General features: G+C 70.0%; 20 protein-coding genes. 6 read left to right on the top strand and 14 right to left on the bottom strand.

The genetic code is table 11. The features are described 5' to 3' along the window. Nucleotides 1-245 precede the first annotated feature (245 nt). The 7 genes from ACH4E7_RS21875 to ACH4E7_RS21905 form a co-directional block, all read right to left on the bottom strand. Entirely contained in the window at nt 246-1,217 is a 972-nt protein-coding gene (locus ACH4E7_RS21875) for a hypothetical protein (protein ID WP_396250682.1), read from the bottom strand. 305 nt (nt 1,218-1,522) lie between these two features. Then, nucleotides 1,523-2,278 (bottom strand): ATP-binding cassette domain-containing protein, encoded by a 756-nt coding sequence (locus ACH4E7_RS21880; RefSeq protein WP_396250683.1) that lies wholly within the window; start codon nt 2,276-2,278, stop codon nt 1,523-1,525. A gap of 109 nt (nt 2,279-2,387) precedes the next feature. Further along, the gene (locus ACH4E7_RS21885) at nt 2,388-2,714 is read right to left on the bottom strand and encodes a hypothetical protein (RefSeq protein ID WP_396250684.1); all 327 of its coding nucleotides are present in this window, start codon (nt 2,712-2,714) and stop codon (nt 2,388-2,390) included. An 882-nt stretch (nt 2,715-3,596) separates the two neighbouring features. After that, nucleotides 3,597-3,890, bottom strand: a complete 294-nt coding sequence (locus ACH4E7_RS21890; RefSeq protein ID WP_396250685.1) for a hypothetical protein — start codon at nt 3,888-3,890, stop codon at nt 3,597-3,599. A 160-nt stretch (nt 3,891-4,050) separates the two neighbouring features. Further along, a complete protein-coding gene (locus tag ACH4E7_RS21895) occupies nt 4,051-4,308 on the bottom strand; it encodes a hypothetical protein (protein WP_396250686.1) in 258 nt (85 codons plus the stop codon). Between the two features lie 32 nt (nt 4,309-4,340). Further along, nucleotides 4,341-4,697, bottom strand: a complete 357-nt coding sequence (locus ACH4E7_RS21900) for a hypothetical protein (protein WP_396250688.1) — start codon at nt 4,695-4,697, stop codon at nt 4,341-4,343. 154 nt (nt 4,698-4,851) lie between these two features. Beyond that, nucleotides 4,852-5,313 (bottom strand): ATP-binding protein, encoded by a 462-nt coding sequence (locus ACH4E7_RS21905; protein WP_396250689.1) that lies wholly within the window; start codon nt 5,311-5,313, stop codon nt 4,852-4,854. A 173-nt stretch (nt 5,314-5,486) separates the two neighbouring features. On the opposite strand from ACH4E7_RS21905, the gene ACH4E7_RS21910 reads away from it, so the two are divergent. Both ACH4E7_RS21910 and ACH4E7_RS21915 read left to right on the top strand, forming a co-directional pair. Then, nucleotides 5,487-6,767: a tetratricopeptide repeat protein gene (locus tag ACH4E7_RS21910; protein ID WP_396250690.1), complete on the top strand. Its 1,281-nt coding sequence runs from the start codon at nt 5,487-5,489 to the stop codon at nt 6,765-6,767. A gap of 17 nt (nt 6,768-6,784) precedes the next feature. Further along, complete coding sequence (locus ACH4E7_RS21915; RefSeq protein WP_396250691.1) at nt 6,785-7,498, top strand: creatininase family protein; 714 nt, start codon at nt 6,785-6,787, stop codon at nt 7,496-7,498. Between the two features lie 68 nt (nt 7,499-7,566). Here the strand turns inward: ACH4E7_RS21915 and ACH4E7_RS21920 are convergent, their stop codons facing one another. Beyond that, the gene (locus ACH4E7_RS21920; RefSeq protein ID WP_396250692.1) at nt 7,567-8,907 is read right to left on the bottom strand and encodes a dicarboxylate/amino acid:cation symporter; all 1,341 of its coding nucleotides are present in this window, start codon (nt 8,905-8,907) and stop codon (nt 7,567-7,569) included. Between the two features lie 446 nt (nt 8,908-9,353). Here ACH4E7_RS21920 and ACH4E7_RS21925 point away from each other — a divergent pair, with 446 nt between their 5' ends. Next, on the top strand, nt 9,354-10,562 hold the full coding sequence (locus ACH4E7_RS21925) for an MFS transporter (RefSeq protein ID WP_396250693.1): 1,209 nt from the start codon (nt 9,354-9,356) through the stop codon (nt 10,560-10,562). Between the two features lie 293 nt (nt 10,563-10,855). On the opposite strand, the gene ACH4E7_RS21930 is transcribed toward ACH4E7_RS21925, so the two are convergent. From ACH4E7_RS21930 to ACH4E7_RS21945, 4 genes are all read right to left on the bottom strand, one after another. Further along, nucleotides 10,856-11,980 carry a LacI family DNA-binding transcriptional regulator gene (locus ACH4E7_RS21930; protein WP_396250694.1) on the bottom strand — a complete coding sequence of 375 codons (1,125 nt, stop codon included), beginning with the start codon at nt 11,978-11,980 and terminating at the stop codon, nt 10,856-10,858. A gap of 31 nt (nt 11,981-12,011) precedes the next feature. Beyond that, the gene (locus tag ACH4E7_RS21935) at nt 12,012-12,356 is read right to left on the bottom strand and encodes a DUF4229 domain-containing protein (RefSeq protein ID WP_355671257.1); all 345 of its coding nucleotides are present in this window, start codon (nt 12,354-12,356) and stop codon (nt 12,012-12,014) included. 147 nt (nt 12,357-12,503) lie between these two features. Then, complete coding sequence (locus ACH4E7_RS21940; RefSeq protein ID WP_396250695.1) at nt 12,504-13,031, bottom strand: GNAT family N-acetyltransferase; 528 nt, start codon at nt 13,029-13,031, stop codon at nt 12,504-12,506. Between the two features lie 60 nt (nt 13,032-13,091). After that, a complete protein-coding gene (locus ACH4E7_RS21945) occupies nt 13,092-14,423 on the bottom strand; it encodes an MFS transporter (protein ID WP_396250696.1) in 1,332 nt (443 codons plus the stop codon). Nucleotides 14,424-14,547: 124 nt separating this feature from the next. Here ACH4E7_RS21945 and ACH4E7_RS21950 point away from each other — a divergent pair, with 124 nt between their 5' ends. Next, on the top strand, nt 14,548-15,552 hold the full coding sequence (locus ACH4E7_RS21950; RefSeq protein ID WP_396250697.1) for a GlxA family transcriptional regulator: 1,005 nt from the start codon (nt 14,548-14,550) through the stop codon (nt 15,550-15,552). Between the two features lie 390 nt (nt 15,553-15,942). Here ACH4E7_RS21950 and ACH4E7_RS21955 read toward each other — a convergent pair whose 3' ends face one another. After that, nucleotides 15,943-16,416 carry an ATP-binding protein gene (locus tag ACH4E7_RS21955; RefSeq protein ID WP_396250698.1) on the bottom strand — a complete coding sequence of 158 codons (474 nt, stop codon included), beginning with the start codon at nt 16,414-16,416 and terminating at the stop codon, nt 15,943-15,945. Between the two features lie 619 nt (nt 16,417-17,035). Between ACH4E7_RS21955 and ACH4E7_RS21960 the strand changes: the two genes are divergently transcribed. Next, complete coding sequence (locus ACH4E7_RS21960; protein WP_396250699.1) at nt 17,036-17,608, top strand: sigma-70 family RNA polymerase sigma factor; 573 nt, start codon at nt 17,036-17,038, stop codon at nt 17,606-17,608. A 106-nt stretch (nt 17,609-17,714) separates the two neighbouring features. After that, nucleotides 17,715-18,911, top strand: coding sequence for a zf-HC2 domain-containing protein (locus ACH4E7_RS21965; protein WP_396250700.1), 1,197 nt, complete (start codon nt 17,715-17,717; stop codon nt 18,909-18,911). Nucleotides 18,912-18,975: 64 nt separating this feature from the next. Here the strand turns inward: ACH4E7_RS21965 and purU are convergent, their stop codons facing one another. Next, nucleotides 18,976-19,842, bottom strand: a complete 867-nt coding sequence (purU, locus tag ACH4E7_RS21970) for a formyltetrahydrofolate deformylase (protein ID WP_396250701.1) — start codon at nt 19,840-19,842, stop codon at nt 18,976-18,978. Nucleotides 19,843-19,848: the final 6 nt, after the last annotated feature.

The raw sequence follows: 19,848 nt of genomic DNA on the forward strand, positions 1-19,848 counted from the left end.
CTAGCTCAAGCTGCGCCATCTGACTGTGCAGGCTCCCCGCGCCCAGGGCGGCAAATCCGATCGGAAGTTCTCGCCGCATGGGGACACCGATCATCGCTCCACCATGCTGGACAGGGAAATTCAAGGTGGTGGAACCGAACGCGGCATCACAAGCGGTAAGAAAGGCTAGTCCTACAACAAGGCCTGTAACGTGATGGCCCCTTGCGTAGCGCGCCAGGTCGTCCAGCCGCATTGACGCGGAGCGACTATCCGCAGTATGCACGGTGAATCGCCTCGACTCGTTCTTGAACCCATTTGGCTTGGGTATCCTCTGGCTGCGAGAGAAGCTGTGTGATCGCGCCGGAATCTACACCGGGCGGACCTCCATGCATGTCCGAAGGTTGCGTTCCGCCGAAGATGCGCATCGAAAGCCAGACCAGCAGTTCACTATCTGACGTTCTGAAATTCTCGGTCATGCGAGGGCCTTTGGGGAAACTGCACCCAGGGCCCGAGGGTCGAGACGCGTACAGGATTCCGGAAGCCAGGGTCTCAGATGGATCCCACATGGACCCTTCTAGGATGTAGAAATCCTGGTACGTGTGCCCGCGGCCTCGCAGGCCGCGCTCAAAGAATGCCTCCGGAATGACAAAAGACCCCGCCGGGAGTTTTTGCATGCGCTCTGCCATGCTATTCGCTTCGGCCAAGTATTTTTGATCCTCTGACCAAAGGCAGATCTTGGGGTTTCCCCCCGTGCACACGGGAGTGGGCGATCCCGCACGGTCCTCCTGCAGCGGGCTTGTGGCTTCCAAGCCCAACACTGAAACTACCAGCAGTGCACAGAAAGCAGCCATGGGGACACCGCGGGACGTCAACTTATTCCGCATGCGACTGTTTGCGACTGGAAACCTTCTTTGCACCAGGATTGCAGCAGTTGCGAGGATGACCGCCACCAGGCAGCGGGCAGTCAAAGCTGTAGGGGAAACTTGCTGGAATGGAGATCCGGTGATTGCATAAAGGCCCAGAGCTGTTGGCGAACCCGCCCAAGCGATGAGAATCAAGCTGCCGAAACCGCTGACCAATGGAGCTGTGAACTGAGATTTAATCCAGCTGCCGGCGATGTGTCCCACACTGGCGAATCCAATGAGCAAGGCAGCACCAAGTAGCAGGTAGCTTGGCCACGGGTAGCCCGATCCAGCCGTGGCCAAGCTGACAACTGACGCTACGATGATGCCGATCATGTATGCCATGAGGCCATACGTGACTGTTGCGGAAAGCAATGCAAGCTCTGACCGCCATCGAGGGAGCGCTCCAGCCTGCACTTGGCTTTCGAATTTACTCCGCGTAATGCGTCCAGCTGCCCAAGCCGATGCCGCCGCAAGGAGAGGGGCAAAGTAAAAGGCTGGGATTTGAGCCTGAACGCTGGTCTGCACCCATTCGCCGATCCACCATTGACTCCGGCCGAAGAGGGCTCCAAGATCGAGCAACACGAGAATTGGAAACCACCAGCGGACTGGTGAACGCCGAAGCTCCAACCAGTAGATCCTCATCGCGTGCCCGCCGTTCGTCCAGCGAGTACAGTCATGTAACCGCGTTCCAACGATGTGTCTCCGGGTACACCCGGCGCCGCCAGTTCACCAAGCTCATGTGGAGCCCCGCGGAACATGACACTTCCTGCCGTAAATACGGCGACTTCGTCGCAGACCGCGTTTACGTCCTCGACGAGATGGGTGCTGAGAACCACTGTCGTATCGTCGAGTGACCGAATCAACTCTCGGAAGCCCAGCCGCTGCGCTGGGTCCAGCCCAACCGTCGGTTCGTCCAAGAGAACGAGTTGTGGTGCTCCAACCAGGGCTGAGGCGATACCGGCACGCCTCAGCATGCCCCCTGAGAGGGATTTCATTTTCGCTTTTCGTTGATCACCGAGACCGACACGATCAATTACCTCTACAGCTTCCCGCGAGGCACGAACTGGCGGGACCTCGCGCAGCCACGCGCAGTAGCGCACGAAATCATACACCGAAAAGTTCGGAAAATATCCGAAATCCTGAGGGAGGAAACCGATATTCCGGCGCACCTGTCGCGCCGACCTTTCGGAGGCTACTTCGATGCCATAAATCTCGATGGATCCGGATCGTGGTGGCGCAATTGTCGCCAGCGATCGCAGTAGGGTTGTCTTACCAGCACCGTTAGGGCCGAGGAGGCCAAAGACTCCTCCTGTGATGCTGAGATTCAAGTTGGAAAATACTGTCTTCTTTCCATAGCCTTGAGTCAGCCCCGAGACGCGAACTGCGGGAGTCACAGCGTACCCTTCTAATAGCGACTGTGCGCCGAAAGTCTAAGTCTCCGGCGCACAGTCACGCGGTGCATTTACATGTTGAGCTACCCGTCAGGGCCTGAAATGGCGCAGATTACGGGTTGGTGTAGTTGATCCAGGAATTGTTGATCGAGAAGGTGCAGTCGACCTGGCCCCAGCCGTTAATGGTGGAGCCCTGGCTTATCCAAATCCAGTCGGACTGCTGGTCGAAAGATGCTGAGCAGCTGGCGGCGTTCTGGAAGTCGCCATTCTGGGTCACGTCGTAGCAGTGGGCGTTCGACCCCGTGGAACCCCAGGTCGAGAAGCAGCCGAAGGTGTTGGGACTCTGACCGGCGAAGGCCGACGGGGCGACCGTTGCGAGTGCGGCTGTCGAGAACAGGCCGACAATGGCAGCCTTTGCGACAGTTGACCGAATGTTCAAGACTAGTACTCCCGGTTCGTTGTTGGGCGTGCCCGCTCTTCCGGGGCCCCCCGAGCGCATGATCTTATAGGCTGGCAGGTACCTGACGTAAGGTCAAAAGTCGTTTGTTGCAAGGTGTTCCATCAAGTCCGATTCGCGAGAATCGCCAAGGTTGAGGACAGTTTCGTAAGCGCGAACGACGTCGACCTGTTGGGACACACACCACGCCCAACCTGCTTGTAGGCAAGGTTGTCCCACTCCAGGGCGATCGAGCCGCCGGACTGGATGCGCGCGCGGCCACCGAGATCCGCCGACGGCAGCGTCTCTGGACACGAACGTCGGACGTGTGCCCGCGTCGACCCCAGGCGCGGGTGCGCGGCGGCGTCATCGCATGTCCAGACGCGGCGTGGGGGGCTGTCGCAACTCTCCTTTACTTACTCCAGACGCGGCGTGGGGGGCTGTCGCAACTCTCCTTTACTTACTCCAGACGCGGCGTGGGGGGCTGTCGCAACTCTCCTTTACTTACTCAAGCGGCGGCGTCTTCGCGCCGCCGGGCGGTCCCAGCCGCCTCGGCCGGGCTGCGGCCTGCCGGCCGGTCCCGGCCGGGCGTCTGGCCCGCCCAACGAGGCACAACCCGCTCAAGGTCGAAGATGCTCAGGCCCGTTCGCTGCCCAGGTGGCTGGGGTGGCCGGCCGAGGGAGGCTTTACGCACCTCGCCGGGCCAGGGCCCGCGTCGGGCAAGGGCGGGGGGCCACTCGGCCCAATTGCGGTCAGGCCCAAAAGCCCTGACCGAGTTCGCAGCAGCTTACGGCCCCCGACCATGCCCGACCCCGACCCCGCAAGGACACCGCCCAAAACCTCCCCCAACCGGCCACGCGCGCACCGACCCGCCCACCGGGCCGGTCAGGCCAGCTCACGGCGAACGTATGCGGCCAGGCAGAGCAGTTCTTCCAGGCTCAGCCAGCCCTCCGCGATGCCCTCCAGCCGAACCACCGGGCCACCGAGGGCATCGGTGTCGGCGATCGCCCGCAGCTGCGCGCGCTTCACACCACACGCCGCGAGCAGCGCATTCAGCTCGTCCGCTTCCCGGCGGGCCACCCGCCACCCCGCCGCGTAGTCCACATCCGGCAGCCACACCCACGCGTCCGGATCGAGGCCCGCCGCCAACTCCGCACAGAAGTCGTCGTCCCCGTGCAACAGTCCCTCAACTCCCTTGATCACAACCGAACCGGCCATCCGTGCACAGACATGCCGAGGAGCCCGATACCATCGGCACCGGGTTCCGACCCACCGGACCACCCCTGTCCCGCCAAGGTCGCGGGGTGGTCCGGCACGTCTTCAGTTGTTCCTGATCAAGTCAGGTGCGGTCCCGTGCGGTCCCTTCCTGGTCGCGTCCGAAGATCCGCCGGAACAGCTCTGCCTCACTCAGACCGAGCAGCGGGTCATCAACTCCGGTCCGGTCCCGCCAGATCCGGTGCATCAGCTCCAGCCGCACGCCGTCCGCGAACCCAGGTTCAGTGCGCCACTGCGCCACCTGACGGTGCGTGGCCCGCCGCCCCGGCGAGATCGCCCTGACCGGCCGCGAGAACTGACCGCGCAGAAGCCACCAGGTCAAGCCCCGGTCCCGCCAGGCCCGGAGCCGCCGGATCACGAGGGCGCCCCGGGGTCAGCCGGGTACACCTTGACCACGTACGGTGTCAGACCGGGAAAGGCCAGCGCCCGTACCTCCCCGTACATCGCCAGGCGATGCCCGATCTTCTGCACCGCGGACGGCCCGAACAGCTCCTCGAAGTACTCCAGCTGCTCCGAACTGAGCGGCAGCGCCCGCAGGGACCCCAGGAGCGCGGCCAACGCGTCCGGCAGCTTGGAGAACTGCGCGGGCTCCGTGACTCCCCGGACCTCCACCACCACCGGGAACGGGTACGGCGAGACGCCCTCAGTCCCCACACCGCCGACCAGGGCCAGCTCCGTGCCCGCCGAACCGTGGTCTCGCACCGGCATCATCGCGCCGACACCTCCCCGGCACGGCGCGGGTGCCGCATGTGGACACCGACCGTCTGGCCGTTGACGACGATGTACCGGGCCACCGCCTTCCGCAGCCCCGCGCCGCAGTAGAAGCACCGCGACGCCGCTGACCCGAACACTCGCTTGTCCCCCATCACTCACCGCCTCCCGGGCCCACCAGAGCCCAAACGATCTTCCCGATACCTTCCGGCCGAGGCGTGCAGCCCCACTCCACCGACAGGGCCTCCACCAGGCACAACCCGCGCCCCGACAGGTCGTCCGAACCGGTCGAGCGTCGAACCACCGGTTTCTCGCTGCTCGCGTCGTGGACCTCGATCCGGAGGTGGCTGCACACGATCTCGAACCTCACGGCGATCTCTCGCCCAGGTGAAACCCGGGCGTGCTGTACCGCGTTGGTCACCAACTCCGACAGCACCAGCTCGCCGGCCCCAGCCAGCGCGCCGCCGTCCGTGACGCCGCCAAGGAAGTCCCGCAGGTGCTTCCTGGCTACCCCGGCAGACCTCCGATGGCGGGTGAGCATCGCCCCGAACGCGGGTATCCCGTCGGCCGACATGTGCGACTCGCCACCGTCCCGGGATTCTCCCGAGCTGATCACGTGCACCACCTCCCGGCGCCCAAAGCGAGGCCAGAACATGGACGTTCCGGCCCTTGACATCAGACCGCCGAGAGGGATTGCGGACTTCGTACCCAAGGTGATTACCCACTGTGGGTAAACTCACAGGTAATCAACTTCCTTGCAGTGACTGCTGATCAACAGCGGGAGCAGTGGTGACCGAGGCACGCGTACCGGACCGGCTCCCGCCGGGCCTGCTTTCCAGCCCGGAGATGATCACCGCCTGCCGAAGACGAGACTTCGCCACCGTCTTCCGGCTGCTCAAGCTGGCCGGGATCTACCCCTCGCTCATCGCCCGGGCCTGCGACATGACGCCGAGCCGAGTCGGCGAGGTCATGGCAGGCAAGCCCAAGATCGAGAAGATCGATCTCATCGAGCGAATCGCAGACGGCCTGCACATCCCAGGACACATGCTCGGGTTGGCCTCTCGGGAATGGGAGCAGGAAGCACCAGCCCCACGGCTCCGGCACCGAGCGCCCGAGCCGTTCGCCGGCGGGCAGGGGCTCAGCGCGCCGATCGACCCCGAGTTCTTCGTCAGCCATCTGCGCGGCGTCATGCCCGGCCACTACAAGGCAGCCAACCTGCTCGGCTCCCGCCACGCACTCGACGCGGTGACCCGGCATGTCCAGTTACTTGACCACCTCCAGCAGAACGCCGGGGGCCGTGCCCGCGACAAGCTTCTCACCATTGGTGCGTGTACTGTCGAGTTCCTGGGCTGGTTGAACCAGGACCTTGGGGACTTCGACCAGGCCCTCTTCTGGTCAGACCGTGCGATGGAGTGGGCGCAGGAGTCGGGTGACGATGTCATGGCCGCCTACGTGCTCTTCCGGAAGAGCAACCAGGCCACCGCTCAACGCAGTGCGCAGAAGGCAGTCAGCCTTGCTCGCGCCGCTCAGCGGTCGGCCGGCGCCACCCTACGCATCCGTGCTCTGGCCGCCCAGCAGGAGGCCCAGGGTCACGCGCTCATGGGCAACCCGCGCTTTGCTCAGGCGAAGTTCGATGAGGCCCACGAACTCGCGGCCGAGCCGGACGACTCGCACGCGGACGACGCGCTTGATCTGGCGTACTGCACACCGACCTACATCGAGATGCAGCGGGCGAACTGCCTGATCGAACTCGGCGATCCGCGAACGGCCGTGGACATGTTCGAGGCCGAGCTTCAGATTCTGCCGCCTATCTACCGCAACGACCAGGGCGTGTACCTCTCACGGTTGGCGCGCGCCTACGCGGTGTCCGGCGAGCCGGAGCAGGCCGCCGCCGCGGCTGACCGGGCGCCGTCGATCGCCATCGACACCGAGTCCGCCCGGGCCATGTCTGAACTATCCGCAGCCGGAAGGGCCCTCCAGCAATGGAGAGCCGTACCCGAAGTCGCCACGTTCACCGGTCGTTTGACCCTGATGAGCAGCAAGGAACCGTCTCGACCGCTGATGACCTGATGAGAGAGGCTGGGCGCATGGACGCACTGATCACGGCCGCTACTTCCGCAGACGAACGCCAGCGTGGCGCCAAAGTTGCTGTGCTGCCGGTCGGCAGCTTCGAGCAGCACGGCGATCATCTGCCGCTCACCACCGACACCGTCGTCGCCAGCCTGATCGCCCAACGGATCGCCACCGACTACGACCTGTTCCTCCTACCGCCCATCACGCTGTCCTGCTCCCACGAGCACGCCCACATGCCGGGCACCGTCAGCATCAGCGCCGCCACCCTCTACGCCGTGATCAACGACACCTGGAGGTCCCTCCAGGCGTCCGGCATCCCAGGCCTGCTGATCGTGAACGGCCACGGCGGGAACTACGTCCTCTCGAACGTCGTCCAGGAGGCCAACACCACCGGCCCGCGCGTCGCCCTCTTCCCTGTCCGCGAAGACTGGCACCGGGCCCGCGAAGCCGCTGCTCTGGAGAGCTCAGGCGCCGAGGACATGCACGGCGGCGAACTGGAAGTCTCACTACTCCTCCACGGCGCTCCCCACCTCGTCCGCGACGGCGTCGAAAACAACGACCACGACGCCCCGGAGCGCCCCCACCTCCTCACCCTGGGCATGGCCGGCTACACCCGAAACGGCATCATCGGCCGCCCGTCGCTCGGGACAGCCGAGAAGGGCAAGGCCATCCTGGAGAGCCTGTCCAAGTCGGCGGCCGCGCACCTCTCCGTACTCACGCAGGACTGACGCAAAGCACCAACGAATGCGAATGGGCCCTCTCCCGCGTCGGGGAGAGGGCCCATTCGCTGAGTTCGTCAGGCCGCAGCAGCAGCCTTCGCGGAGGCCTGCGCTTGGATGGCAACAGGGCCGTCGAGCAGGTCACCGTTCGGGTTGTTGTACGCCTCACGGTCGATGATGCCTTCGCGAGCAGCGACGATGATCGGCGTTACAACTTGACCGGCGACGTTGGTCGCGGTGCGCATCATGTCCAGGATCGGGTCGATGGCGAGCAGCAGGCCGACGCCCTCCAGCGGCAGGCCCAGGGTGGAGAGGGTCAGCGTCAGCATGACGATCGCGCCGGTGAGGCCCGCGGTGGCGGCCGAGCCGACCACCGAGACGAAGGCGATCAGGATGTAGTCCTTGATGCCGAGGTCGATGTTGTAGACCTGGGCGACGAAGATCGCGGCGACCGCCGGGTAGACCGCGGCGCAGCCGTCCATCTTGGTGGTGGCGCCGAACGGGACGGCGAAGGAGGCGTACTCGCTGGGGACGCCGAGGCGCTCGGTGACGCGGCGGGTGACCGGCAGGGTGCCGACCGAGGAGCGCGAGACGAAGGCCAGCTGGATCGCGGGCCAGGCGCCCTTGAAGAAGTGCAGCGGGTTGAGGCCGGCGGCGAAGCGCAGCAGCAGCGAGTAGACGACGAACAGGACCAGCGCGCAGCCGACGTAGATGTCCAGGGTCAGCGTGGCGAAGGGCTTGAGCAGGTCCCAGCCGTACTTGGCGACGGACTTGCCGATCAGGCCGAGGGTGCCGAGCGGGGACAGTCGGATGACCCACCACAGGGCGGTCTGGGTCAGCTCCAGCACGGACTCGCTGAGCTTGAGGACCGGCTCGGCCTTGGCGCCGAGCTTGATGATCGCTGCGCCGACCACGACCGCCATGAAGACGATCTGCAGCACGTTCACCTTGGCGAAGGCGTCGACGATGTTGGTCGGGAAGATCCCGGTCAGGAAGTCGATCCAGGTGCCCTTGGAGTCGAGCGCCTTGAGGCCCTCGGTCTTCAGGTTGGTGCCCTGGCCGGGGTTGGTCAGCAGGCCCAGCCCCAGGCCGATGGCGACCGCGATCAGCGAGGTGACCATGAACCAGAGCAGGGTGCGGGTGGCCAGCCGGGCCGCGTTGGTGACGTTGCGCAGGTTGGCGACGCTCACCACGATCGCGGTGAACACCAGCGGCGGGACGGCCAGCTTCAGCAACTGGACGAAGATCTTGCCGATGGTCTCCAGGGTGGTGGCCAGCCAGGAGATGTCGGCGGCACGGGCCAGGTAGCCGAGGCCGACGCCGAGCACGAGGCCGGCGACGATCTGCACCCAGAACGGTGTCTTGCGGATACGGGCGAGCACGGACGGCGACGAGGTCGCCTCGGGCGCTGTGGACATGGGGGTGCGACTCCGGGGGAGGGCGTTGCTGACGGCGGGGTGTGGGGCGGAGGAGGCGGCACGGCAGGGGCCGGACGGGAGGGGTCACGGGCCCCGGTCAGGGGCGTGCCGCCGGAATACAGCTCATGGCGCGACAACGGCGCGGGCTGTCCACAGCGCCGGTCAGAGCGCACGGGTGGGCGGCGCCGGGCAGCGGGCCCGGGCCGTGCATCCGCAGTGCGTCTGAGGTGGTCACGGCCGACACGCTAGCAGTAAAGGTTTGAGATGTTCAAAGTAGTTGTTTGAGATCGAGCGAGGCCCCTGCGGACCTCAGGAGTGAGATCCGGACACGAACGAGGCTGACACCACATCAGATCTGCCTTCCAGTCGGATTGACCGACCGGAAGTTATACGTATAACCTTGCCGACGTCCCCGCCCTCCCCTGCCCGGACGGAGAAGAACACCGATGGGCTACCTCGCCCTGCTTCGCGCCCCGCACGTCACCCGACTCCTGCTCGGCACCCTGCTCGGCCGCATGCCCGCCGGCATGACCGCCCTGGTCATCGCCCTCGCTCTGCGCGACGCCGGGGTCCCGTACAGCCGGATCGGACTGGCCACCGCCGCCTACGCGATCTCCGCCGCCGTCGGCGGACCGGTCCTCGGGCGGATCGTCGACCGCACCGGACAGCCCCGCGTCCTGCTCGTCTCCGCCGTGGTGGCGGGCGGCGGGTACGCACTGCTCGCTCTCGCCCCCGGCTCCCCGGTCGCCGCGCCGCTCGGCGCCGCGATCGCCGGTCTCGCCATGCCCCCACTGGAACCCTGCCTGCGCTCGCTCTGGCCGGACGTGGTCGAGGAGGAGCAGCTCGACACCGCGTACGCCTTCGACTCCGCCTCCCAGCAGATCCTCTACGTCGCCGGGCCGCTGGCCGTCGCCGGGATCGCCGGCCTGTTCAGCCCGGTCGCCGCGCTCTGGGTGGCCGCCGGACTCGGGCTGGCCGGCGCGCTGATCGTGGCCACCGCCGGACCGGCCCGGGCCTGGCGCGCCCCCGCCCGCGAACGGTCCGCCGGACTGCTCGGACCGCTGCGCTCCCCCGGCCTGGTGCTGCTGCTGATCGGACTGGCCGGCGCCGGCTGGACCGTCGGGGCCCAGAACGTCCTGTTCATCGCCTATGCCGAACGGCACGCCGGCGAACTGCCGGGCGGCGGCGGCACCCTGCTGGCACTGGCCGCCCTCGGCGGTCTGCTCGGCGCGCTGGCCTACGGCATGGTCAACTGGCGGCAGACCACCGCGACCCGCACCTGGGTGATGGCCCTCGCGATGGCCGCCTCCTACCTGCCGCTGGTGACGCTGCCCGGCCCGTACCCGATGGCCGCGCTCGCCTTCCTGTCCGGGATCGTGCTCGCCCCGCTGCTGGCGGCCGCCTTCGTCCTGGTCGCCGAACTCGCGCCGACCGGTACGGTCACCGAGGCCTTCGCCTGGCTGGTGACCCTGTTCGCCACCGGCAACTCGCTCGGCTACGCCGTCTCCGGCCACCTCGCCGAGAGCTCCCTCCGCTCGGTGGCCCTCTGCGCGGCCGGCGGCATCGCCCTCGGCGGCCTGCTGCTGTTCGGCGCCCGGGGCTGGTTCCGCACCGCGCCGGTCGCGGCGCCCGCCCAGCCCGTCCCGGTGGGCTGACCCACCCCCACGGACGACTGCGCCCGCCGGGGGTCTGGCCGGCGGGCGCAGTCCTTTCACCCACCTCCTGCGATCAGCTGCGGCGGCCTCGACGGCCCCGGGCGATCACGGTGAACAGCACAAGCCGAAGGCCACGGCCGGTCGGGCCGCCCCGGGCAGGCGTGGAGGTCACTGCCGGGACGTCCGCACAGTGGAATCCCATCGTCCGACGATCTGACCTTGCCCACGGCGCGAGAGGGAACGCCCCGCACTCACCCGATCGGAACCATGCGAACGGGTCATTCGACGCCACGTCAGGAGAGGGCGGGCGCCGGGGCGGTCGAGGAGCGCAACACCAGTGAGGTGGCCAGCGGGGCGACCGGCTCCGCCCGCTCCCCGCGCAGCAGTCCGGCCAGCGCGGCCGCCCCCACCCGGCCCAGCTCCTCACCGGGCAGGTCGACGGTGGTCAGCGGCGGGGCGAGCAGTCCGGCCACCGCGACGTTGTCCATCCCGACCACGGACAGGTCGTCCGGCACCCGCAACCCCCGCTCGACGGCGGCCTGGTAGACCCCGGAGGCGACCACGTCGTCGTCGCAGATCACCGCGCGCGGACGGTCCGCCCGCTCCAGCAGCCGCCTCGCCACACTCCGCGCGGCGGCGTGCCCCTCGTTCAGGCTGACACCCAACTCCACGACGTCCAGGCCGAGTTCGCGCACCGCCTGCTCGAAGGCGGCCTGCCGGACCCGGAAGGTGTACGCGGCGTGAGTGGAGCGCAGACGCCCGATCCGGCGGTGGCCGAGGGCGGCCAGGTGCTCGACGGCCGCGCGCATCCCGCCGGCCACGTCGAGCTCGACGGTCGGGCGCGCCCGGTCGGCGCCGGGGTCGGCGTCGAGGTAGACGGCGGGGGTGTCGGCGGGCAGCTCGCCGAGCTGGCTGTCGTCCGGGGAGCAGATCAGCAGGCCGTCGAAGCGGCCGGCGGTGGCGGCCTCGGCGAGGGTGGCGCTGCCCCAGCCGGAGCTGACCACGACCGCCAGGCCGTGCCGGCCGGCCTCGTGGTGAACGCCCTCCAGCACCCGGCCGAAGAACGGGCCCTGCAGGTTGGGCACCGCCAGCATGATCATCCCGCTGCGGCCCAGCCGCAGCTGCCGGCCGGCCGCCTGCGGGCGGTAGCCGAGGCTGCGGGCGGCCTCCCGGACCCGCTCCCGGGTGGCCTCGGAGACCCGGCGGCCGGCCTCGGCTCCGGAGAAGACCAGCGAGACGGTGGCCTGGGAGACCCCGGCGAGCCGGGCCACGTCCCGCCCGGTGGGCCGACGCACGGGGGGCGGCCAGGTCCCGGCCTCGCTCCCGGTGGGCCGGTCGGCGTCGGCGGGCAGGGCGGCGTCAGCGGGCCGGTCGGCGTCGGCGGGCCGGTCGGCGGAGGCTCGGGGATCGGCGGGCACGGCGGGCTGCGGTCTCAGGGGTGGGTCGGGGTCAGTTCTGACCGGCGGTGGCCGAGCGGGCGGCCTCGTCCGCCGCGTCCTCCTCGGCGTTCTGCGCGGCGATCCGCTCGGCGGTGCGGCTGCGCAGCCCGGCGACCTTGGTGGTGATCTGAGTCGACATCTCGTCGCGCTGCCTGCTCAGCAGCACGTAGCTGAGCGGCGCGGAGGCGATCGCGGCCAGCAGGAACAGGAAGATCACCCCGGCCTCGCCGCTGACCGGGATGATCCCGAAGTGCCCGAGCAGCAGGGCCACCAGCAGGCAGCCCAGAAAGATGCTGACCCGCATGGAGGTGTAGCGGAGCGTGGCGTGCGACTTCTGCGGGCCGTTGCTGCTCACTGGGACACTTCCTTCTGGTTTCGGGCCGGGGCGGGTCTTCCAGTCAAGCATGCCTGACGGCCGACGCGGGCTGGGCCCCTCCTGCCCGAAGGCGGGCAAGGAGGGCGGGGCTCCCGTCCCCGGCCGCCGCGCCCGCCCGGGGCCGGATCAACGCAGGTCGACCCACATGGTGATGTCGTCGCGGTCGTCCCCGGGGGCGACCCGGATCGCGGCCGGCACCCGGCCGACCTCACGGTAGCCGCTGCGGGCGTAGAAGCGCTCCAGGCCCTGGCCGCCGCGCGCGGTCAACCGCAGCGATTCCAGGCCCCACTCCCGGGCGATCCGCTCGGCCTCGGCGAGCAGCTGCGCGCCGTAGCCGAGGCCCTGGAAGTCGGGGTGCACCATGACCCGCTTGAGCATCCGCCAGTGCTCCATCGGTTCGAAGCGCATCGACTCGAAGAACAGCACCCCGACCAGCCGGCCGGTCGCGCTCTCGTGCGCGACCAGCAGCCGGTCGGGGCCGTCCGGGGCCACCCCGGTGAACTGGCGGTCGGCGGTGTCCCACACCTCGTCCTCGGTGACCGGCGCCACGAAGCCGACCGCGCCGCCGGCGTTGGTCACGTCCGTCCACAGCCGTACGACGGCGGTGCGCAGGTCGGGATCGAGTTTCGGGTCCAGGGTGAAGGTGAGCACCATGATGCGGAGCCTAGACCTCCACTCGGACACCCCCGGGAAGAGGCCTCCGAGGCCAGGCCACTACGACAGGGCGGGCACCGCCCGGTCCGTCGGCCGCCCGGTGCGCAGCGCCAGGCAGAGCCCGACCGCGATCGCGCACAGCGCGCCCGCGCCGTACCAGGTGAGGTCGTAGTTGCCGAGCGCGTCGCGGGCCACGCCGGCCAGGCCGGCGACGACGGCCGCGCCGATCTGGTGGGCGGCGAGCACCCAGCCGAAGACGATCGGGGCGTCCTCGCCGAAGTGGCGGCGGCACAGTGCGACGGTCGGCGGCACGGTGGCCACCCAGTCCAGGCCGTAGAAGATCACGAAGGCGAGGATCGGCGGCTGCAGCGAGCCGGCCAGCAGCTGCGGCAGCAGGAGCAGGGACAGGCCGCGCAGTCCGTAGTAGACGGTGAGCAGCAGCCGGGAGTCGACCCGGTCGGTGAGCCAGCCGCTGAACACGGTGCCGGCCACGTCGAACAGGCCGATCAGGGCGAGCAGGCCGGCCGCGGTGGTGACCGGCATGCCGTGGTCGTGAGCGGCCGGGATGAAGTGGGTGCCGACCAGGCCGGCGGTGGTGGCGCCGCAGATCGCGAAGGAACCGGCCAGCAGCCAGAACGGCCGGGTGCGGGCGGCGGCGCGCAGCACCCGGAGCGAACGGAGCAGGGCGCGGCCGTCGTTGACGGGGGTGGGCGGCGCCTCGGTCGCGCCGTACGGGAGCAGGCCGAGGTCGGCGGGCCGCTCGCGCATCAGCAGCAGGACCGGGACGGCGACGGCGCAGGCGGCGAGCGAGACCACGACCACCGCCGCGCGCCAGCCGTGGTGTTCGACCAGCCAGGCGCCGACCGGTAGGAAGACCAGGTTGCCGGCGGCCCCGGCGGCGGTGAGCACCCCGGTGACGAGGCCCTGGCGGGCCTGGAACCAGCGGCCGGTGATGGTGGTGGCGAAGGCGCCGGCCATCGAGCCGCTGCCGAGGCCGACCAGCACGCCCCAGCAGAGCACCAGTTGCCAGGGTTGGCGCATCAGCATGGTGAGGCCGGCGCCGACCGAGATGGTCAGCAGGGCGCAGACCACCACCAGGCGCACGCCGAAACGGTCCATCAGGGCGGCGGCGAAGGGGGCGGTGAGGCCGTACAGGGTGAGGTTGACGGAGGTGGCGCTGGAGATCGTCCCGAGCGACCACCCGAACTCGTTGTGCAGGGCGTCCATCATCAGGCTGGGCGTGGAGCGGAAGCCGGCCGAGCCGAGCAGGACGAGCAGGGCGACGCCGGCCACCACCCAGGCGTAGTGCACCCGGGGCCGCTTGGCGGGGGCGGGCCGGTCGGGATCGGAAGCGGTGGAGGCGGTGGGGGCGAGGGCGCTTCTTTCGGTCACGCGGACGAGTGTCCCGGCACGCCCGGGGCCGGAACGAGTGGCCTGAATGACAGCTTTCGCAAGAATCGGGCCACGGTCTGGCATACCCTGGCCCGGACCCCCACCGACCTGCGGAAGGACCGGCATGGCGCACCTCGTCGCGGTACTCGCCCTGGAGGGCGTGATCGCCTTCGAACTCGGCATCCCCGCCCGGATCTTCGGCAGTGCCAGGGGCGACGACGGGCAGCCGCTCTACCAGGTGGCCACCTGCACCCTGGACGGCGGACCGGTCGGCACCAGCACCGACTTCCGGATCGCCGTCGACCACGGGCCCGAACTGCTGGAGCGGGCCGACACGGTGGTGATCCCGGCGTCCCGGGACTCCAGCCCGAACGTCGTCGACGCCGCCTTCACCCCCGAACTGGCCGCCGCGCTGGGGCGGATCCGGCCCGGCACCCGGCTGATGTCGATCTGCACCGGCTCCTTCCTGCTGGCCGCCGCCGGCCTGCTGGACGGCCGCCCGGCCACCACCCACTGGGCCTACACCGACCGCTTCGCCCGGATGTACCCGCAGGTGAAGCTCGACTCCGACGTGCTCTACACCGACGACGGCGACGTCCTCACCTCCGGCGGAGTGGCCGCCGGGGTGGACCTGTGCCTGCACGTGGTGCGCCGCGACCACGGCAGCGCGGTGGCCAACGCGGTGGCCCGCGCCTGCCTGGTGCCGCCGTGGCGCGACGGCGGCCAGAAGCAGTACGTGGAGGCCCCAAGCCCCCCGGTGGAGACCGGCGGCTTCACCACCACCGCCGTCCGCGCCTGGGCGCTGGAGCACCTGGACGAACCGCTGCCGCTGCGCCAACTCGCCGACCGGGCGGGCATGAGCGTGCGGACCTTCACCCGGCGCTTCCGCGAGGAGACCGGCGCCAGCCCCGGCCAGTGGATCACCACCCAGCGCACCGAGCGGGCCCGTCAACTGCTGGAACGCACCGATCTGACGATCGACCAGGTCGCCCGGGAGTCCGGGTTCGGCACCGCCGCCTCGCTGCGGCTGCAACTGCGCGGCCGCCTGGACGTGGCCCCGAGCGCCTACCGGCGCACTTTCCGGGCCGGTCCGGCCGAGGCCGTACCGGGGGTGCGACAGGCTTCCTGAGTGAGGGCTGGGACAAGACTGGCCACTGGCCGGAATTCGCCGCTCCCGGGCGACGCCACGGACAGCGGCCGGCCGCGCGCACCCCGAGCGCAGCGCGGCAGGCCGCCATCCGATCGCGGCGCGCGGGCCCTGAAGCCGCGCCGCGCCCTCCGCACTCGCCGAGGAACGGCCCGCGACCGGCGGTCCACGTCCCCCCTGCTGGCGCGATCCCCCTGGACAGCAGCACCGTGGCGGCGGACGGACATCCCCTCGGCGTCCCCTCGCAACGGAGAGCCGCACCCAAGCGTGATCAGTCGGATACTTCACGTCAATGGGTAGTCCGAAATTCGGAATGGTTGCGTCACCTTTCGGCCGGTGATCGGCACCGGCCGACGACCGCACCGAAAGCCGCTATTGCGCCAAAGCCGCCCAGTCCGCGCCCGCCATCGGATCGGCCGGGCGGGCATCGGCGCCGATCTCGCACCAGACCCGCTTGCCCGAACCGTCCGGGTACCAGCCCCAGCGCTCGCAGAGCAACTCGACCAGCTCCAGGCCGCGCCCGTTGGTGGCGTCCTCGTCCGCCCCGGCGTGCCGCGGCGCCGGGGCGGTCCGGCTCGCGTCGGCCACCTCCACCCGCAGCGGGCCGACCGGGCCGGGCTGCGCCGCGTCGTCGGACATCGGCAGACAGAGCCGCAGGACGGCCGGACAACCGGTGTGCACCACGGCGTTGGTGACCAGTTCCGAGACCACCAGCACCACCGTCTCGGCCATCGGCGCGTCCGGTTCCACGCCGTGGTTCAGCAGTCGCGAGCGCACCCACCGACGGGCCCGGCCGACCTCGGCGGGGTCCGCCTGCACCGCAAGCTGCACCTGAAGAACCTGCACCGCTCCACCACCCGCACTCGCAGTTCGGCCATCGTCCCGATCGGGCCGGATCGGCCGGCCGCGGGCGCTCGCACATCGCCCGGTGCCACCCGAGGCTCACCCGGGCGCTCGCCGACCCGTCCGCCCGGCGCCCACTCGTCCGCGCCAACTCGTCGGTCGCGCAACTGGCCGCGACACGAATACGCCTCAGGATGGGTGGGCGGGCGGACCGCAGCAAGCGCTTCGGGCATATTCCGGCGATCGGGGGACAGCGCAGTGCATACTGTCCCGTTCACTCTCGCGAGCCTCGCACCGGCACTCGTCCGGCCCGGGCCGACCGGCCGGTTCCGCCTAGCGCGTGAACCTACCGCCGGACACCCGCCGCACCCCGCCCGCCACTCGCGAACCACCGCTGGACATATGTCCAGCAGGTCTCGAACAGCACCGTCGACGGACCGCCCCACGAGCGGACCGTCCCACCGTGTGACGACCCACCGCGCACCCGGACCGCCCGCGCGTATCCACGAGGGCGCCGATCGATCAGGTGGGCGGCCGATCTTGCCGGATTCCCTCCCACCGCCGACCGGCCACGGGATACCGTTGGGTAACGTCAGTGAACCGGGCAGGAGGGTGGTTCTTGATGGCCACCCCGGACCGAACTCCGCGCTGGGACGAGCAGTTGCAACGGCGCCTCGCCCGCGGCGAGGAGACCGCGCTCGGCGAACTCTACGACCAGCTCGCACCGATGGTGCACGGGCTGGCCGGGCGGGTCCTCGCCGACCAGGCCGCCGCCGCCCAGCTCACCCGGGAGATATTCGCCCACCTCTGGGAGCACCCCGAGGACTTCGACCCCGCCCAGGGATCGCTGCGCTCCTGGCTCGGCGCGCTCACCCACCGCCGCGCGGTCGAGCGGTTGCGGGCGCAGCGCGCCGCCGAGTGGACCAGGGACGGCGACGCCGGCCCGGCCGAGGCGGAGATCCGCACCGTGGCCACCGCCGCGCGCGTGCAGTACGTGGTCGACTCCCTGCCCCAACCCCTGCGGGTGACCATCGCGGTGACGTACTACGACGGCCGCACCTACCAGGAGACGGCCCGGCTGCTCGGCATCAGCGAGCAGGCCGCCAAGCAGCGGATGCGGCTCGGTCTGGAGCTGCTGGCCACCGAACTGGCCGACGAGCGGGCCCGCCAGGAGAACAGGGACGGGGACAGGTGAACGTGAGCGAGCGGAGCGAGCTCACCATCGAGAGGTGCGTGTTTCGCGAAGCGACTGCCGAGCGGTGGGGGTACCCCTGGCCTGAGGCTGGGGGAGAGGTGGGCGCATGAGCGAGGAGCAGCACGACGCGTTCCGCTCGCTGCTCGGCGCCTGGTCCCTGGGCGCCTGCCCGCCACGTGAGGCCGCCGAGTTGGAGCAGCACCTGCGCGCCTGCCCGGAGTGCGCCGAGGAGTCGGCCCGGCTGCGCGATGCGGCCGGCTGGCTCGCCCTGGACGAGCCGCTGGACCAGCCCGGCTCGTTGCGCCAGCAGGTGATGGACTGGTGCCTGGCCCGGCGCCCGGCCGAACTGCCCGTCCCCACCTGGGGGATGCCGTACACCGCGGAGACCGCCAAGCTCGACGCGCTGCTGCGCGACCTCGGCCCGGAGGAGTGGCAGGAGGTGGCCGAACTGCCGTGGCACGGCGGCACCGAGCGGCTGCGCCCGGCCGAGGTGCTGGGCCGGCTGACCGCCGTGGACGGCGTGCTGGCACTCGCCCTCGGTCTGCCCGACCCGGTGTCGGCCGCTGTGGGCACGCCCACGGTGTCCTCGACCGCACCGGCCCCGGCCGTCGAGTGGCGGGTGCCGCCGCAGGAGGCGGCCGTGGCGCCGCGGGTCCCGCCGCAGGGCGGCCCGTACGCCGCGATCACCGCGCGCACCGCCCGGCTGCTCGCCGACCAGGCCGGGCTGCCTCCACAGTCGGTGCGCTCACGGTGGCGGCGGCAGACCCACGACCTGGTGCGCAGCGCCTCGCTCGCCCCGCAGGGCAGCGCCCCGGTCGACCTCGGCTTCGCGGTGCTGCCGCTGCGCGACGCCTTCGTGGACCGCGCCCTGGAGTGCTTCGTGCACGGCGAGGACGTGGCCCGCGCGGTGGCCTACCCGTACGACCCGCCGGCCCCGCAGCACCTGCGACAGATGGTGGAGCTGGTGGTCCGGCTGCTCCCCCGGGCGCTGGCCGGGCTGCGCACGGCGCGGCGCGAGCTCGCCGGGGTGCCGGGTGCGCCGGCCGGGAGCGGCCCGGGCGACCGCCGGCTGCGGCTGGTGGTGGACGGTCCGGCGGCGGGCGAGTGGCTGGTGCCGCTGGACGGCCAGGAGGCCGGCCCGCCCGGCGGAGAGCCGGTGGCCTCGATGGTGCTGGACGGCCTGGAGCTGTGCCAGCTGGCCGCCGCGCACCGTGACCCGGACCGGCTGCCGGTGGGCGAGCACGGTGACCGGGCCGCGGTGCGCGAGGTGCTGCACGCGCTGCCGCTGCTGTCGCGGCCATAAGGCCCATGAAGCCGTGAGGCCATGAAGCCGTAAGGCCGTAAGGCCGCAAAAGCCGTACCCGGGGCTACGCGAAGACGACCGTCCGGGCCCCGTCCAGCAGCACCCGGTGCTCGCTGTGCCACTTGACCGCGCGGGCCAGCGCCTGGCACTCGACGTCCCGGCCGAGCGCGACCAGCTGGTCCGGGCTGACGTCGTGGGTGACCCGGGCCACCTCCTGCTCGATGATCGGGCCCTCGTCGAGGTCGGCGGTGACGTAGTGGGCGGTGGCGCCGATCAGCTTCACGCCGCGGGCGTGCGCCTGGTGGTAGGGCTTGGCGCCCTTGAAGCTCGGCAGGAAGGAGTGGTGGATGTTGATCACGCGCCCGGACAGCTCGGTGCACAGCTGGTCGGAGAGCACCTGCATGTAGCGGGCCAGCACGACCAGTTCCACCTCCTCCTTGGCGACCAGGTCCAGCAGCTGCCGCTCGGCCTCGGCCTTGGTGTCCTTGGTGACCGGGATGTGGTGGAACGGGATGCCGTAGCTCTCGGTCAGGTCCTGGAGGTCGGTGTGGTTGGAGACCACCGCGGCGATCTCCACCGGCAGCGCGCCGATCCGGGTGCGGTAGAGCAGGTCGTTCAGGCAGTGCCCGAACTTGCTGACCATGAGGACGATCCGCATCCGCTGCTCGGTCGGGTGGATCTGCCAGTCCATCCCGAAGGAGGCGCCGATCGCGGCGAAGCTGGCCCGCAGCTTGTCGGCGGTGACCGGCTCGGGGGCGGAGAAGTGCACCCGCATGAAGAACAGTCCGCTGTCCCCGTCACCGAACTGCTGGCTGTCGATGATGTTGCAGCCGGTCATGAAGAGGTAGCTGGAGACAGCGTGGACGATGCCCTGCTTGTCGGGGCAGGACAGCGTGAGGACGTACTGGGCGCTGGCCGGCTGCTGTTCCACTGGGGG

Source organism: Kitasatospora sp. NPDC018058, from assembly GCF_044327205.1.
Classification (GTDB): domain Bacteria; phylum Actinomycetota; class Actinomycetes; order Streptomycetales; family Streptomycetaceae; genus Kitasatospora.

Excerpts from the sequence above, each read along its gene's own strand:
- ACH4E7_RS21925 (WP_396250693.1), top strand. The coding sequence starts at position 9,354 with ATGGGCTACCTCGCCCTGCTTCGCGCCCCGCACGTCACCCGACTCCTG.
- ACH4E7_RS21965 (WP_396250700.1), top strand. The coding sequence starts at position 17,715 with ATGAGCGAGGAGCAGCACGACGCGTTCCGCTCGCTGCTCGGCGCCTGG.
- ACH4E7_RS21950 (WP_396250697.1), top strand. The coding sequence starts at position 14,548 with ATGGCGCACCTCGTCGCGGTACTCGCCCTGGAGGGCGTGATCGCCTTC.
- ACH4E7_RS21900 (WP_396250688.1), bottom strand. The coding sequence starts at position 4,697 with ATGATGCCGGTGCGAGACCACGGTTCGGCGGGCACGGAGCTGGCCCTG.
- ACH4E7_RS21875 (WP_396250682.1), bottom strand. The coding sequence starts at position 1,217 with ATGATCGGCATCATCGTAGCGTCAGTTGTCAGCTTGGCCACGGCTGGA.
- ACH4E7_RS21960 (WP_396250699.1), top strand. The coding sequence starts at position 17,036 with ATGGCCACCCCGGACCGAACTCCGCGCTGGGACGAGCAGTTGCAACGG.
- ACH4E7_RS21920 (WP_396250692.1), bottom strand. The coding sequence starts at position 8,907 with ATGTCCACAGCGCCCGAGGCGACCTCGTCGCCGTCCGTGCTCGCCCGT.
- ACH4E7_RS21940 (WP_396250695.1), bottom strand. The coding sequence starts at position 13,031 with ATGGTGCTCACCTTCACCCTGGACCCGAAACTCGATCCCGACCTGCGC.
- ACH4E7_RS21915 (WP_396250691.1), top strand. The coding sequence starts at position 6,785 with ATGGACGCACTGATCACGGCCGCTACTTCCGCAGACGAACGCCAGCGT.